Source organism: Edaphobacter sp. (genome assembly GCF_035763405.1).
Lineage (GTDB): Bacteria > Acidobacteriota > Terriglobia > Terriglobales > Acidobacteriaceae > Edaphobacter.
Genome location: NZ_DASUBE010000058.1, coordinates 19266 through 34839, shown reverse-complemented (window position 1 = coordinate 34839; position 15574 = coordinate 19266). Strand labels below are relative to the sequence as shown.

At 61.4% G+C, this 15574-nt stretch carries 14 protein-coding genes; 5 read left to right on the top strand and 9 right to left on the bottom strand.

What is annotated here, in order from left to right; all coding sequences use genetic code 11:
- Positions 1–48: 48 nt before the first annotated feature.
- A complete protein-coding gene (glmS, locus tag VFU66_RS05805; protein WP_326445295.1) occupies positions 49–1968 on the bottom strand; it encodes a glutamine--fructose-6-phosphate transaminase (isomerizing) in 1920 nt (639 codons plus the stop codon).
- A 172-nt stretch (positions 1969–2140) separates the two neighbouring features.
- Between glmS and VFU66_RS05800 the strand changes: the two genes are divergently transcribed.
- A complete protein-coding gene (locus VFU66_RS05800; protein ID WP_326445294.1) occupies positions 2141–3913 on the top strand; it encodes a mechanosensitive ion channel family protein in 1773 nt (590 codons plus the stop codon).
- Between the two features lie 349 nt (positions 3914–4262).
- Here the strand turns inward: VFU66_RS05800 and VFU66_RS05795 are convergent, their stop codons facing one another.
- Positions 4263–4937 carry an RNA polymerase sigma factor gene (locus tag VFU66_RS05795; RefSeq protein ID WP_326445293.1) on the bottom strand — a complete coding sequence of 225 codons (675 nt, stop codon included), beginning with the start codon at positions 4935–4937 and terminating at the stop codon, positions 4263–4265.
- 178 nt (positions 4938–5115) lie between these two features.
- Here VFU66_RS05795 and VFU66_RS05790 point away from each other — a divergent pair, with 178 nt between their 5' ends.
- Both VFU66_RS05790 and VFU66_RS05785 read left to right on the top strand, forming a co-directional pair.
- Positions 5116–5514, top strand: coding sequence for a DoxX family membrane protein (locus VFU66_RS05790; protein ID WP_326445292.1), 399 nt, complete (start codon positions 5116–5118; stop codon positions 5512–5514).
- A gap of 51 nt (positions 5515–5565) precedes the next feature.
- The gene (locus tag VFU66_RS05785; protein WP_326445291.1) at positions 5566–5904 is read left to right on the top strand and encodes a hypothetical protein; all 339 of its coding nucleotides are present in this window, start codon (positions 5566–5568) and stop codon (positions 5902–5904) included.
- 68 nt (positions 5905–5972) lie between these two features.
- Here VFU66_RS05785 and VFU66_RS05780 read toward each other — a convergent pair whose 3' ends face one another.
- The 6 genes from VFU66_RS05780 to VFU66_RS05755 all read right to left on the bottom strand — a co-directional run bounded on the left by VFU66_RS05780 (position 5973) and on the right by VFU66_RS05755 (position 11479).
- On the bottom strand, positions 5973–6806 hold the full coding sequence (locus VFU66_RS05780) for a glycosyltransferase family 2 protein (RefSeq protein WP_326445290.1): 834 nt from the start codon (positions 6804–6806) through the stop codon (positions 5973–5975).
- Positions 6807–6843: 37 nt separating this feature from the next.
- The gene (locus VFU66_RS05775; RefSeq protein ID WP_326445289.1) at positions 6844–7491 is read right to left on the bottom strand and encodes a hypothetical protein; all 648 of its coding nucleotides are present in this window, start codon (positions 7489–7491) and stop codon (positions 6844–6846) included.
- Complete coding sequence (locus VFU66_RS05770) at positions 7491–8729, bottom strand: beta-ketoacyl-[acyl-carrier-protein] synthase family protein (RefSeq protein WP_326445288.1); 1239 nt, start codon at positions 8727–8729, stop codon at positions 7491–7493. Before VFU66_RS05770 ends, VFU66_RS05775 begins: the two co-directional genes overlap by 1 nt.
- A 288-nt stretch (positions 8730–9017) precedes the next feature.
- Complete coding sequence (locus VFU66_RS05765) at positions 9018–9296, bottom strand: acyl carrier protein (protein ID WP_326445287.1); 279 nt, start codon at positions 9294–9296, stop codon at positions 9018–9020.
- 78 nt (positions 9297–9374) lie between these two features.
- The gene (locus tag VFU66_RS05760; RefSeq protein WP_326445286.1) at positions 9375–10448 is read right to left on the bottom strand and encodes a type III polyketide synthase; all 1074 of its coding nucleotides are present in this window, start codon (positions 10446–10448) and stop codon (positions 9375–9377) included.
- Positions 10449–10615: 167 nt separating this feature from the next.
- Positions 10616–11479: a hypothetical protein gene (locus VFU66_RS05755; protein ID WP_326445285.1), complete on the bottom strand. Its 864-nt coding sequence runs from the start codon at positions 11477–11479 to the stop codon at positions 10616–10618.
- A gap of 412 nt (positions 11480–11891) precedes the next feature.
- Between VFU66_RS05755 and VFU66_RS05750 the strand changes: the two genes are divergently transcribed.
- Positions 11892–12527, top strand: a complete 636-nt coding sequence (locus VFU66_RS05750) for a PEP-CTERM sorting domain-containing protein (RefSeq protein WP_326445284.1) — start codon at positions 11892–11894, stop codon at positions 12525–12527.
- 162 nt (positions 12528–12689) lie between these two features.
- On the opposite strand, the gene VFU66_RS05745 is transcribed toward VFU66_RS05750, so the two are convergent.
- Positions 12690–13661 (bottom strand): SDR family oxidoreductase, encoded by a 972-nt coding sequence (locus VFU66_RS05745; protein WP_326445283.1) that lies wholly within the window; start codon positions 13659–13661, stop codon positions 12690–12692.
- 376 nt (positions 13662–14037) lie between these two features.
- Here VFU66_RS05745 and VFU66_RS05740 point away from each other — a divergent pair, with 376 nt between their 5' ends.
- Entirely contained in the window at positions 14038–15405 is a 1368-nt protein-coding gene (locus VFU66_RS05740; protein WP_326445282.1) for a nucleotide sugar dehydrogenase, read from the top strand.
- The last annotated feature ends 169 nt before the right edge of the window (positions 15406–15574 follow it).

The following is a 15574-nucleotide window of genomic DNA, read 5'->3' as shown; positions in this document are numbered from 1 at the left end:
AAACCCTTCAGAATTGTTAGGTTTCCCCAGAACCACATGGTATACAAGCTACTCCACTGTAACGCTTTTGGCTAGATTCCTTGGCTGGTCCACGTCGCAGCCGCGGCGGACGGCGATGTGGTAGGCGAGGAGTTGGAGGGGGACTACTTCGAGGATGGGTAGGATGAGTTCGGGGGCCTGGGGGATGTGGATGGTGTGTTCGACCAGGTGTTTGATCTCTTCGTCGCCTTCGATGGCGATGGCGATGACTCGGCCTGAGCGGGCGGTGACTTCCTGGATGTTCGAGAGGGTTTTTTCGTACTTGAGGACGCTCGAGGGGTCGTTCGGGTCTTTGGTGGCGATGCAGACTACGGGAAGCTCCTCATCGATGAGGGCGTTGGGGCCGTGCTTCATCTCGCCGGCGGGGTAGCCTTCGGCGTGGATGTAGCTGATCTCTTTTAATTTGAGCGCGCCTTCGAGGGCGATGGGGTAGTGGATGCCTCGGCCGAGGAAGAGGAAGTCGTCTGCGGTGTGGAAGATTTTGGCTAGCTGCTGGCACTGGTCGTCTACGGAGCGCAAAACGTCTTCGGCCTTGCCGGGGACTTTGCTGAGTTCGGTGACGAGGTGGAGCGAGTCGGCGTCGGAGATGGTGCCGCGCGTCTGGGCGAGGTGCAGGGCGAGGACGAAGAGCGCGGTGAGCTGCGCGGTGAAGGCTTTGGTCGAGGCGACGCCGATCTCCGGGCCGGCGTTGGTGGTGATGGTTCCGGCGGCCTTGCGCGTGATGGCCGCGCCGACGACGTTGCAGATGGCGAGGGTCTTGCTCCCCTTGCTGATGAGTTCGTTCTGGGCGGCGAGGGTGTCGGCGGTTTCGCCGGACTGGGTGATGAGCAGGCCGATGGCGTGCGGGTCGGCGATGGGGTCGCGGTAACGGTACTCGCTGGCGTAGTCGACATCGACGGGCAGGCGGGCGAGGCGCTCGATCATGAACTTGCCTGCGAGGCCGGCGTGCCAGGAGGTGCCGCAGGCGGCGATGGTGATCTGGCTGGCGGATTTGATGTCAGCGGGAGTGAGGTCGAGGTCGTCGAGGAAGACGTGGCCGGTGTCGAGGGAGACGCGGCCGAGCGTGGTGTCGCGGATGGCGCGGGGCTGCTCGTTGATCTCCTTGAGCATGAAGTGCTTGTAGCCGGCTTTTTCGGCCTGGATGGGGTCCCAGGTGATGCGCTGGACTTTTAATGGGATGGGCGCACCTTGAAAATCCGTCAGCGCGACGCCTTCGCGAGTGAGGACGGCGAGTTCGCCGTCGGCGAGGAAGTGGATGTTGCGGGTGTGGTGCAGGATGCCGGGGACGTCGGAGGCGAGGAAGTACTCGCCGTCGCCGATACCGATGACGGCGGGCGGACCCATGCGCGCGGCGACGAGCTTGTTGGGCTCGTTGGCCGAGAGGACGCCGATGGCGAAGGCTCCGGTGAGGCGCTTGACGGCGCGGCGGACGGCTTCTTCGAGTGGGATTGAATTTGAAGACCCCATCTTAGGAGACGATGATGCTGTCGCCGAAGATGGGGCACCCGCTTGCTTGATCTCTTCTTCGATGAGATGGGCGATGATCTCGGTGTCGGTTTCGGTGACGAAGGTGTGGCCTTTGCTGGTGAGCTCGGATTTAAGCGCGAGGTAGTTTTCGACGATGCCGTTGTGCACGACGACGAGCGAGCCGGTGCAGTCGCGGTGGGGGTGGGCGTTTTCTTCGGTGGGGCGTCCGTGGGTGGCCCAGCGGGTGTGGCCGATGCCGAAGGTGCCGTGGATGGGGCTGTTGGCGATGACGGTTTCGAGGTTGTGCAGTTTGCCGGGAGCGCGGCGTAGTTCGAGCCCGGCGGAGTTGCCCGCGACGGCGATGCCGGCCGAGTCGTAGCCGCGATATTCGAGGCGGCGCAGGCCTTCAATGATGACAGGGACGACGGGCTGGGGACCGATGTAGCCGACTATGCCGCACACGATAAAACTCCTTTAGTTTCCTTTGATTGACGCAGGACAAGCAGACACACGAAGAGCCGTGCGCCCGGGGCGCTCAATGTCAGTTTAGCCGGGCTGGAACGGATTTGCGCGCCGTCGAGGTGTGACTTTTGGGGGACAGGAGGAACACGCGCAGTTTGTGTAGGGTTTAAGGATGAAGGTTTTACGCAGAGCGGCGATTGCGGTCCCGGCGGTGGTGCTGGCGGTGTTTCTGGTGGCTGGCTTTTTGACGAGGGGGGCGATGTCCAACCTGCCGTTTCTGCGCTCCAAGGGAGCAGAAGGGCTGGTGGACCAGCGGCCGTGGCAGACGGTCGAGGCGCTGGCGCCGCTGGCAAAGTCGGCTGAAGAGAAGCGGCTGGCACAGGAGGCGCAGCGGCTGGCCGACCACGAGGTGGACCAGGCGTTTGCGATGGCGCTGCGTCAAGCGTCACTTGAGCACAGAACGCTGACCGGCGATGCGCTGACCTTGCAGCAGAAAGTGGCCGGTCTACAGACGCTGGTCAAGGAAGACCAGGCGAAGGTGGATGCGCTGGCCGCCTCACTGAAGGGTAAGGACGGCGTGGTGGCGCAGTCCGACGATCTGGACCTGCTGAAGGCGCAGTTGCAACTCGACACCGACGAACTGAATGACGCGACCGATGATCTGGCGCGGATGAGCGGCGACAAGCGCGGACAGATTCAGCAGGAGTTGACCACGCGCGAGGCCGCGATGAAGAAGTATGACGAGGGCCAGGACACCGCCGCCGCGCAGCCTGCCATCGTCTCGGCCCAGGCAAGGAGAACGCTGGCAAGGCGCGTGTCTTCGTGGTTCGATCAGCGGAACCGGTTGGGGCTGCTGGAACAGGCGAAGGCGGAGGCTGACGCTGATATTGCTTCGCTGACGGTACAGCACGGTGCGCTTGAAAAGAAGGCCGGCGAGGAGACGGCTGAAGCAGGCGCGGGCGACGACGGCTCGGTGAAGGACCGCGTGACGCGGATGGCAGGTCTCCACGCGCTGGCGCAGATTCACAGTATTCTCGACGACCGCATCGAAACACAGAAGCAGCTCTCCGATGTCTACAGCCGGTGGCACGATCAGGTTGCGCTACAGCACAGAATTGTCACGCACCTGATTCTGCAATCGCTGGCGTGGATTGCATTTTTGGTTCTGGTGGCGGCGCTGTTGACGGAAGGCACGCGGCGCGCGCTTATGCGGTCGATTGCTGACAAGCGCAGGCTGCGGACGCTTGAGACGATCGCTACGCTGGGCATCCAGGTGGTGACGCTGCTGCTGCTGCTGCTGGTCATCTTCGGGCCGCCGAGCCAGGTGCCGACCATCCTGGGCCTGACGACGGCGGGAATCACACTGGTGTTTCAGGACTTCATCCTCGCGTTCTTCGGCTGGTTTGTGCTGATGGGCAAGCACGGCATCCGCGTGGGTGACTGGGTGGAGATCAACGGCGTGGGCGGCGAGGTGGTCGAGATTGGCCTGTTCCGCACGTCGCTGCTCGAAACGGGCAACTGGACTGATAAGGGCCACCCCACAGGGCGGCGCGTGACGTTCATCAACAACTTCGCGATTACGGGGCAGTACTTCAACTTCTCGACGACAGGGCAGTGGATGTGGGACGAGATCAGCGTCAATATTCCGCCGAGTGTGGATGCGGAGAAGGCAGTCGGGGCAATTCGCGACGCCGTGACGAAGGTGACGGAGCAGGATTCCGAACAGGCGGAGCGGGAGTGGAAGCGTGCGACCCGGCAGCAGGGGCTCAGCCAGTTCAGCGCAACGCCTTCGGTGGATATGCGGCCCGCGTCGTCCGGCGTGGATGTGATTGTGCGCTATGTCACGCGTGCCAGCGACCGGTTAGATGCGCGCAACAAGCTCTATCTTGCGGTGATGGATTTGCTGCATCGGCCTGAGATCGCGCTGGGGGCGGGGAAGGCGTAAGGGCCGCTGCCGGCATTGCAATGCGCAGAATGGACGTTTGCCTCATGGGTATAGCCCGGCGTGGGCTGATGCGAAACGCAGATTCCCTTCGGGAATGACAACAAATGAGATGACAACAAAGACATTGGCAACAAAGGCAATGACAACAAAATGGTGGGGACTGACTTGAGGATGAGGAGGTCGTCGGGACTACGCCTCCAGGAAGACTGTTATAAAGATGTTGAGTCGAAGCGGCAATAGCAACTGCTCCTGATCGAATCAGGATTCTATGAAGTAGCTGTGGGTTGGCAGCCTTCTCTGATGAAGAGTCCTGCTGATGAGAATGCAATCTATATCGTAAATAATTAGGTTAACTATCCACGACAAGCCGGGTCAGCACGGCTGTCACCATGCGGTCGCAGCGCGCGCCCATGAAGGAGAAGGCCTCTTTGGCATTTGCGCCGAGGCGTTCCATCAGCCAGGCGCGCACCATGCCGTGTCCGCGGTGGAGGCGGACTTTGACGTTCTGTTCGGTGAGGTCAAGTGCATCGGCGGTTTCGGCGGTGCTCATCTCTTCGATGTCGCGCAGCATGATGACGGTGCGGTAGCTCTCGGGCAGGTCCATGACGGCTGCTTCGAGCAGCTCGCGGAGTTGCGCGCCGGATGCGCTTTGTTCGGGATCGGGCGAGTTGGCCGCGAGGTTCATGGGAGCGCCTCCGTCGGGTTCGGTTTCATCGAGTTGCTGGATGCGGTTGCGGCGGCGGAGCCGGGCCAGAGACTCGTGCACGGCGATGCGGGTGAGCCAGGTGGAGAAAGGCGCGCGTCCGGCGAACTGGTCAAGGTGTTCATAGGCGCGGACGTAGGCGTCCTGCATGACGTCTTCGGCCTCGCCGTCGTTGCGCAGGATGGCGCGCGCCACGCGGTAGAGCCGCTGGTTGTAGCGCCGGAGGATGACCTCGTAGAGCGCCGTTTCACCTGCGCGGACGCGCGCCACAACCTCTTCATCCGTCAGGCTTTCGGGTTTGCGCGCAACGGAAACTGCCATGGCTTCCACAAGCTGCATCTTACTGAAGAGAGCGGGCTGCGCCGAAAAGGTTACAAAGCCGCCTTCCGGAGTTAGACTGAGTGGCCTGAGTGAGGTGTCTGCTGGGCGGGCACGGGTTTTGCCTTGCGGCTTGTAACCGTTCTTCGCCTCCATGCTCTTTATGTATGTGAGGTAGAAGATGAAGACAGCAAAGGGTCGCGTGAAGACCAGTTGGTGGGCATTGAAGATTGCCCTTGGAGTGATGCCGATCATTTCCGGGCTGGACAAGTTCTTCAACAAGTTGACTGACTGGGGAATGTATCTGGGCCCTGATGTAACCAAGGTGACGCATCTGAGTACGCCGGCGTTCATGCACATTGTGGGCGTGGTGGAGATCGTCGCCGGGTTGATTGTGCTCAGCCGCTGGACAAGGATTGGCGGCTATATCGTGATGCTTTGGCTGATTGCGATTGCAGTGAACCTCGTGACCACGGGGATGTTTTACGACCTTGCCGTGCGCGATATAGAGATTGCCGTGGGCGCATTTGTGCTTACCGAGCTTTCCGCCGCGCGTGAAGAGAATGCTTTGGCGGTCTGAGAAGGCCGTTCACCAACGTTCGTTCCACAACGAAGAGAATGGGAGATGCGCATGAAACTACTTGCTTCCGTACTGGCATTTGCACTGGTGGCTGCACCGGCGTTTGCCGCCACTGAAACCTTCAACAATGTGTCGGTCATCGACGTGTCGTGCTCGAAGAAGGCTGCGGCGAATGCTGACGCACACACGCGCGAGTGCGCCCTGGCGTGCGCGAAGAGCGGCTACGGCATTCTGACCGAGGACCAGAAGTTCCTCAAGTTCGACGCGAATGGCAACAAGGAGATCCTTGCGCAACTGAAGGCCTCCGATAAGGCCGACCATCTGCGCGCGGACGTGACGGGCGACGTCGAAGGCACCACGCTGAAGGTAAAGTCGGTGAAGTTGCAGTAAGCTCCGGCTGTGCGCCGGGGTGGAGGTTGCTCCGGCGCACAGATGGATTTTGCGCGGCGCGCTTTGCGTTAGTCGCGGGCGCGTTCCAGTTCTCGGGTCTTCAGGACGATGAAGTATTCGTAGATGGATTGGAGTGTGGCGTAGGTCAGGCCCGCGCGTCCGTCGAGGAAGCCGCGCTTAAGAACATAGAGCAGAAAGAATTTGATGAACGGGCGACCGGGCAGGCGGTAGAAGACTTCCTTCTGATGAAAACGGCGCTCGTGGAAGTTCTTGGCGCGGAACGACGCGGCCATGTGATGCAGGATGCCGCCTGTGTCGGCGTGCGCGTGGCGGTTGTCGAGAATCTGCTGTGCCTCGAAGCTGGAATAACTATTGTGGCGCGTGAGCCAGTGCGTGTAGCCCTTGCTGAACGGGTAGTGGTCGAGATAGCCTGCGATGCTGGCCGTGGGGCCGTCGGCGATGGAGATGGGGTTGACGAGCCGCTCGTAGCGCATGTGCGCGGGCTGGAACAGGCGCAGGTAGAAGGGCGAAGCCTGCACGTGCCGCAGCCAGGTGTTGTTCAGGAAGTCGCGGCGCTGGACGCGGAAGGCAACGTTTTCACCGGAGTTGGCGGCGGCGGTTTGTAGACTGCTGGCGAGTTCGGGGCTGACGCGCTCATCGGCGTCAAGATAGAAGACCCAGCGATGTTTGAAGGCAAGATGGGCAAGTGCCCAGTTCTGGTGCGCGGCCCAGTTGTCGAACTCGCGTTGGGTCACGCGCGCGCCGGCGGCTTTGGCGATCTCGACGGTCGAGTCTGTGCTGAAGGAGTCGAAGACGTGGATGTCGTCGGACCAGGCGACCGAGGCAAGGCAGCCGGGCAGGTCCTGCTGCTCGTTGCGGGTGAGGATGAGGACGGAGATCATCTGGCGATATGGTATCGCGGATATTTCCTCAGGATGGTCAACGTACGCGGCGGCGGCGGAAAAGATACCCGGCAGCCTGTATGGCTGCGGCAATGGCAACGATCGCCGTAAAGACGATGACCCAGGGGAGATGGCGCTTCTCGACAAGCTCGAAGAGCACTCCGTGGACCACGGCGAGAATCGCTGCGATGTAGGTCCATCGTTGCAGCGACTTCCAGCGTCGTGTGCCGAGCGAGCGGAGTGAGAGGTCGTTGGAGATAACGAGCAGCAGAACGAAGAGGAGCGCGGAGACGAGGCCGACGTAGTTGGCCGCGCCGAATTCGGTGTTCTGGATGGCAAGCGGGTGGAGGCGCTTAAAGAAGTACATCCACATGCGTCCGCGCAGATGCACCGTGAGGCCGATGCCGGTATGGACGAGCGCGAGGATGGCCGACCAGATGCCGAAGTCGCGCCGCACGTCGAAGCTGATGGGATTGGCCTGGCGGGTGAAGACCCTCCAGGGGCCAAGCGCGAGTGTCACAGCCAGAAAGATGAGCGCTGCATAGGCGGTTGCCAGGCTCAGGCGGTGGCGAAGATCAGGTGGAGGCGCTGCGGCGTATCCAATCCAGACGATGATGGCTGAACCGATTGCCAGGGCGGCATGACGGACGATTCTGCGAGGCCAGTAATTTGTGGAAAGAGGCATCAGTCTGAAGGCGAAAATCGCTTGAGAGCGAGCACGGCGTTCAGGCCGCCGAAGGCGAGCGAGTTCGAGAGTGCGACGGGGCGGTTGGGGTCGAGCGGGCGCGGGGCTTCGGTGATGACGTCGAGGTTGAGTGCGGGGTCGACTTGCGTGGTGCCGAAGGTGAAGGGAAGCTGGCCGTGGTAGAGCGCGAGCACGGTGGCCAGAGCTTCGATTGCGCCGGTGGCTCCGATGGAGTGGCCGTGCAGCGATTTGGTGGAGCTGACGGGGACCGTGGGGGCGATGTCGGCGCCGAGAGCTTTGAGGATGGCCTCGGCTTCGGTGGCGTCATTAGCCTGCGTGCCGGTGCCGTGCGCGTTGATGTAGCCGATCTCGGAGGGCTGGACGCTGGCGTCTTTCATCGCCATGCGGATGGCTTTGGCCGCGCCGTCGGACGAGGGCTGGGTGATGTGGTGCGCATCGGCGGACATGCCGAAGCCGACGATCTCTGCATAGATGGTGGCGTTGCGTGCCTGCGCGCTTTCGAGCGATTCGAGGACGAACATGGCCGCGCCCTCGCCGAGCGTCATGCCGTCGCGGTCGGTGGAGAACGGACGGCAGCGTGTGGGCGAGACGACGCGCATCGAGTCCCACGCGCGCAGAAAGCCGAAGGTCAGGGGAGCATCGTGGCCGCCCGCAACTGCCGCTGTCACCATGCCGGAGCGGACCATGTGGAATGCCTGTCCGATGGCGTGCGTGCCGGAGGCGCAGGCGGTTGAGATGGTCAGGACTGGGCCCGTGATGCCGAGGTCGATCGAGACCTGCGCCGCGCCGGAGTTGGCCATGGTGCGGACGACCGTGAGCGGATGCGCGCGGATGTTGCGCAGGTAGAGCCCGGCAAGCTGCGGCTCTTCAGCGGAGCGTCCGGCGCAGGAGCAGCCCAGAATGATGGCCGTCTCTTCGAGCGAGTGGCCGTCCCGCAGATTCGCGTGGTCGGCGGCCTTGCGCGCGGCGGCGATGCCCAGTTGCGCGGCGCGCTCGGTCGCAGTGGCGGTGCCGGTGGACATATATTGGAGCGGGTCGAAGTCCCGGACGCGGGCCATCTGGGTGAAGCGGACGCCGGGGTTGCCCTCGGGTGCGCCTTCGACTTCACCAATCGGAGCGATGCCTGTCGTGCCGGAGAAGAGCGATTGCGTGAAGTCGTCGAGCGTGCTGCCGATGGGGGTAACGCAGCCCAGACCTGTAACGACGACTCGATTCACTGCACGGCCTTTCCGAATGAAGCGGCTTTGACTAGCGTACCTCAGGGGCTAAAGAGGGTGCTGAAAAAGTGTCTCGCCGGGAAGAAAGCATACCTCAGCGGCTAAAGCCGCGTTGATTTTGCAGCGTTAGCGGCACGGCTGAAGCCGTGCCCTTAAGCAAAACTGACTCTTTCAGCACCCTCTAAAGCCCCTTTGAATTTACAGCAATGATGGCACGGGTAAACCCGTACCCTTAAGCAAAACATGACCGTCGCATGATTGTGAAGCAATGCACTCCGCCGGTATGACTCAGGATGTGGCGCTGGCGGGATTACCCGTCGCGGTGGCGGCTTTCTTCTGCTGGAGCATCTTGACGCCTTCGACGACATCACCGACGGTCCTGAGGCTGCCGAGCGCGTCGTCGGGGATCTCGATGTTGAAGGCTTCCTCGACCTCGAAGGAGATATTGATCTTATCGAGCGAGTCGATGTTCAGCTCGTCGAAGGTGCTGGCGAGCGTGACCGACTCCGGCGGAATGCTCTTCGACTTGGCGATGATCTCGATGCAGCGGCTGGCGACGTCGTCCATGGCATGACTTCCTATCTGTCTAGCCAAACTTACAGGGAGAGATGCGTTGTGTAAAGAGCGTGTTGCGTTGCAGGAGGTTTACCACTGGAGCAGGACAAGTTCAGAGCAGAAGGCCGGGCCCATGGCTGCCAGGATGCTGTAGCTCCCCGGCTTGCCGGGCGAGTTGGTCAGTACATCTTCAAGCACAGCAAGCACCGAGGCGGCCGAAAGATTGCCCACTTCGCGCAGACTCTTCCATGAAGGAGCGAGCGCGTCCGGAGGCAGGTTCAACGTGGTCTCCATCGCTTCGAGCACCTTCGGGCCGCCTGAGTGGAAGATGTAGCTGGAGATGGCGTCCATGCTGAGGCCGTTGTCGGCCAGGAAGTTCTCGACGTTGCCCTTCAGGTGTTCGTGGACGACCTTGGGCACGTCGGGCGAGAGGACGATCTTGAAGCCAAGGTTGCCGATGTCCCAGCCCATGATGTGTTCGGTGTTGTGGTAGAAGGTCGAGCGCGTGTCCAGAATGCGCGGGCCGGGCTTGTGGCCGTTGGGGCTTTGGACGAGCGGCGTCTCGGACCCCGCGATGACGACGGCAGCCGAGCCGTCGCCGAACAGGCCGCAGGAGACAAGGTTGGCGATGGACTGGTCGTTGTCCTGCCAGGTGAGCGAGCAAAGCTCGACCGAGAGCAGCAGCGCATACTGCTTCGGGAAGGCACGGACGTAGTCTGCTGCGCGCGAGATGCCTGCCGCGCCTGCGACGCAACCGAGGCCGAAGATGGGCGTGCGCTTGATATTGACCGGGAAGGGCATCCGGTTGATGAGACGCGCGTCGATGGTGGGGCTGGAGATGCCCGTGACAGAGGCAAAGAAGATGGCCGAGATGTCGGCCGGAGTCAGGCCTGCCTGGTCGAGCGCCGAGGTGATGGACTTCTGGCCGAGGTCGAGCGCGGCCGAGATCCAGGCATCGTTGGTGGGGCCGAAGCCGGAGAGGTCGGCGTAGGTCTGGAGCGGGAAGACGGTGTAGCGGTACTCGACGCCGCAGTTGGCGTGCAGGCGGTTGATCAGCCGTGGCTCGGGCATCCTGTCCTGCCAGCGGTTGCGAAGGGCCTCAGTAATGGTTGCCTGAGCGTAGCGATGAGGGGGGTATGCCGTGCCGACTGATGCAATGCGCATTCTGATGAAGACCCTTTACGTTGTAGCGTTAATCGCTGTGTGTTGATTCTGTGCTGCCCTCTGCGTGGTGCGGTTGCTTGCTGAACAGTGTCGCACACCTCACCGTTCGGCGTGATGTGCAATCAGCCTACACGGTGACGGCATTTGGCGCAGAAGTTTTTACGCGGTCAGTGCAGGCGGGTGATCTCGCGCGCGTAAAGGGTATTGCCGGGAAACTCCTTGGAGAGGCTGATGAGTATCTCCTTGCATTGTTGAATATGTCCGTCGCGCAGCTCGCCGACGGCCAGCATGAGGCGGGCAAAGGGTGCGGTGTAGTGGCCGTGCTCGGCGGTCAGCTTCAGCAGGCGCACGCCCTCGGCCTTGCTCGTGCCTGCTCCGGTCATGCCAAGGATCCAGCGGATGGGCGCGGCCTTCAGGCTGAGCATGTAGTTCTCGATGCCGACGGCAAGGTTGGCGTCGTAGAGCGTCGGGTCGACGGCGAGCGCCTGCTTGGCGTAGCCGCTGGCCATCTCGCTGTAGCGGTAGGCTCCGAACTCGTGCCGGTCGATCAGCGAGGCCCAGTCGGCCCTCATGCCGGAGACCACGGCCTTGGAGTAGAGCGCGTTGGCGTCGCGGGGGTTGCGCTTGAGGGCGGCGTCGGCCAGGCGGTCGGTCTGGGCGGCGCGATCCATGAACCCCTGTTTCATCGCTTGATCCACACTGGGGGGCTTGCGCGACTCGAAGCGGTCGTCGTCGGCAAACAGCTCGATGTCGAGCACGCCCAGCCGATCAAACTCGTTAAAGATATAGGCGGCAGCGTCGGAGGCCGGACCGAGCGGGTCCTCAGGGTGCGTGGTCATCCACTCGTGAAAATGCTCATGGGCGGCAGCGAAGTTCAGGTTGTACATGGCATAGTAGCCATCGTTCAGCGGAGTGCCTGTAAGTGCCGTGGCGACAGCAGATGCTGGTCGCGCGAACAGCAGCAGAAGGCCTAGTCCCAGGCACAAGGCATTGGTCAGTCGGCAGACGCGCGAAGTGTGCGGAGCAGGCATGAGGTCGGGTTCTCGGGAAAGCGGGCTGAGTGTAGCGCTGCGGATGATGTTCGGGGTCATGCGTTCTGGGTAAATAGACTGCTCCGGCAGTTTAAAGCACGCACTCTCCTGAGATTCGAGCAAAACAGCTCCAGATGTCCGGGGTACAGAAGGCACAGTGGAGAACTTTGGCATTTTCCCATGCAAACATTTGCGACTAGTCCTTGATGGCCTCTGCTAAGTGCTTGCATATGCGTCACATAATTTGGCAGGCGGGCTGCTTATGAAGTAAGCAAGCAAGCTTTGGCAGTAGTCAGGCCGTCAGCCCAGACCCGGCTGGCGGGTCAACCTGAGTTACAAGGTTTGCCGGGCCAAGTAAAAATCCAACACCTTTGATGTGAAGAAATTCTGGAGAATCCTAATGAAGCGACTGATGAAGCTCTCTGCAATTGGAACAGCACTTTTATTGACTGCCGCATTTGCCTCGGCTGACACCATTCAGTTGGGCAGCTACGGCACAGGACAGCCCACCATGGGCAATCAGAACACCGCCCTTGTCTTTACGGGTACGCCCAGCACAACCTATGACATCGGAAATGGCGGCATCTGGACCGCCGCGCTGCCTGGTTCGAGCTGGGTCTCCCAGAATCCTGGCAACGCGCCCGGCGGCAACAATGTCGAGCCGAACGGCATCTACCAGTTCACCACGACGTTCAACCTCACCAATGCGAACTACTCAGGTTCGATTATGGTGATGGCGGACGACACGACCGATGTCTGGCTGAATGGCAACCTCGTGCAGACGTTTGCGGGTGGCGGCAACAGCACCTGCCAGATCTCGCAGCCGAACTGCATCGTGCCGCTTTCGGTCGCGCTCCCCTTCGGAGACTTCCTGACCGGGACGAACACGTTGACGTTCAACGTTCACCAGATCAAGCTGGATGCCGAAGGTCTCGACTTCGCCGGATCGGTCTCGACCGTGCCGGAGCCTGGCTCCCTGATGCTGCTTGGCACTGGCCTGCTTGGCCTGGCTGGCGAGCTGACCCGCAGAATGAAGTCGCGGTCGTAAACGAAACAATCCGGTCTTCAGACTGACCTTGTCAGCCTGCAAGAGCCGATGGATGTGTAGGAGGATTCTCCGTAACGGGGTTTGGGCAATCGCCCGAACCCCGTTTTGTCTGTAGGGTCGCTTCCGGTCAGCTTCGTCATCCGCACTGCGGGCAGGACTCGATCAGGCGCGAACGGCTGCGATCTCCTTCTTGGCTTTTTCGTCGAGATACCAGGCCACGGTCTTCTTCAGTCCGTCATGGAAGTGCGCCTTGGGCTGGTAGCCAAGCTCGCGGGTGGCGCGGGTGATGTCGGCCAGCGAGTGCTTAATGTCGCCTTCGCGCTCGGGGCCGTAGTTGGGCTTGCGCGTGAATCCCAGGTGCTCGGCGATGGTGGCGTAGACCTCGTTGAGGGTGTGGCTTTTGCCGGTGCCCACGTTGAAGACCCGTCCAGTGGCAACCTCGCCAGGAGCGGTGCAGGCGAGCAGGTTGGCGCTGACGGCATTGTCCACGTAGTTGAAGTCGCGGCTGGTCAACCCGTCGCCGAAGATCGTCGGCGTTTCGCCTGCCATCATCCTGTAGGTGAACTGAGCGATGACGCCGGAGTAGGGCGAGTCGGCTGCCTGGCGTGGGCCGAAGATGTTGAAGTAGCGCAGGCACACGCCTTCGAGCCCATAGGCGCGGTAGAACGACTGGATGTAGTACTCGCAGGTCAGCTTCTGTACCGCATAGGGCGAGAGCGGACGCGGCAGCATGTCCTCCTGCTTGGGCTGCGTGGGTTGGTCGCCGTAGGCCGAAGACGACGCGGCGTAGACGATGCGCTTGACGCGGGTGTCGCGCGCGGCGATCAGCAGGTTCAGTGTGCCGTTGATGTTGGACTCGTGCGAGGTCAGCGGGTCTTTGACCGAGCGCGGCACGGAGGCCAGTGCTCCCTGGTGCAGGACATAGTCGATACCGTCGCAGGCGGACTTCAGGGCGGCGGCGTCGCGCAGGTCAGTCTGCTGGAAGTCGATGGCATGGCGAATGTCGGCCAGATTTTCCAGATTGCCGGTCGAGAGGTTGTCGATGCCCCGTACCTGGTGTCCCTGCTCGACGAGCGTGTGGGCCAGGGTCGAGCCGATGAAACCTGCAATGCCTGTAATCAAATAACGAGCCATCTTTCCTCCGCCCGGATCGTCGCGCCGGGCACCGTCGTGGGTTGCTGTGGATTGTTCGTCGGCCGCCGCGTCCGGGCAGGCGATCAGGTCAACACTTCATCTGACCAGTGAAACTCGTTCGGGTCGATGGCACTTTTGTGCAGTTCGAGTCGAAACACACGATGCTGCCCGCTTACCGCAGGTTTGGGAGAGCCTGTTAACACTATATGCGAGGCGGCTGTGTGAGGATGCCCGCGGGTTTCACCTGCTCGTTACCAATGTCATGGAGCGATGCGGGCGGCGCGGGAACGGCTGTATCCGGCGGGGAAATGATGATCGAGATTCATGCGCAGGGAAAATCGCAACCGCCAACATGCGGATGCGATAATCGGGAAATATGTCGAATACAGCTCAAGTTGTTCTGCCGAAGATTGCCCAGGATCGTTTCAACCGCCTGAAGGGCCGCAGCGCCAGAGTTGGCGTCATTGGATTGGGATACGTCGGACTGCCGCTCTCGCTGCTGCTGTCCGAGGCCGGCTTCACCGTGACCGGCTTCGACATCGACGAGAAAAAGGTGACGGAGCTGGAGGCGGGTCGCTCGTACATCTTCCGCATCGCCGCCGAAGAGATTCAGAGTGCGCGCAAACACGGATTTACGGCGACGTCGGACTTCTCGCATCTCTCTGAGCAGGATGCCGTCATCATGTGTGTGCCCACTCCGCTGACCGAACACCGCGAGCCGGACCTGAGCTACGTCGAAAACACGGCAAAGTCCGCTGCGCCCTGGATCCGCGAAGGGCAGTTGGTCGTGCTCGAAAGCACGACTTATCCGGGCACGACCGAGGAACTGATGATTCCGGTGCTCGAAGCCGGAAACACGCAGGGCCTGAAGGCGCAGGGCAAGGGAGCGGTTGCGGAGAAAGGCGTCTTCTACGTGGCGTTCTCGCCCGAGCGCGAAGACCCGGGCAACACGACAGTCGCGCGCCGCGACATCCCGAAGGTGGTCGGTGGCCACGAAGCGATCGCTACCGAGCTGGCCGCGACCTTGTATGAAGGCATCTTCACCCGCGCGGTGCGGGTCAGCTCGACGCGCGCGGCCGAGATGACGAAGCTGCTCGAAAACATCTACCGCTGCGTGAACATCGCGCTGGTCAACGAGCTGAAGGTGCTGGCCCTGCGCATGGGCATGGACATCTGGGAGGTCATCGACGCGGCCTCGACCAAACCGTTCGGATTTCATCCGTTCTATCCGGGGCCAGGCCTCGGCGGACACTGCATTCCCATTGATCCGTTCTACCTGAGCTGGAAGGCGAAGGAGTACGACTTCAACACGCGCTTCATCGAGCTGGCCGGCGAGGTGAATGAGGCCATGCCCGCGCACGTGGTGCAGTATGTCGCTCGCGCGTTGAACCAGCACAAGAAGGCGTTGAACGGCGCGCACATCCTCATGCTGGGCATGGCCTACAAGAAGGACATCGACGACCTGCGCGAGTCGCCTTCGCTGACCGTCATCGAACTGCTGCGCGAGCAGGGTGCTGAGGTGCTCTACAACGACCCCTACTTCCCGACCGTGGGACGCGGGCGACGCTACAACCTGAACATGACCTCGACGCCGCTCGACAAGCTGGAGCAGTACGACTGCGTGCTCATTATGACTGACCACTCCGACTACGACTACCAGGACATCGTGAACCGGTCGCGGCTGGTGGTAGACTCACGAAATGCAACCAAGGGCATCGAATCGGAAAAAATTATTCGCTGCTAGGCAAATCGTTGCATGTCAGAGGATAGGTGTGCCGGCCAGTGTCGTAAGTTGAGTTTTGGGTGGTTCGACCGGTTTTTCCACAGAGATTCGTCAGGATTTGCTGTGGTATAAAACGAAAATTGATGCAAGGGACAGCGTATTTGCAGATTTTTGCTGGTAACGTGCATTA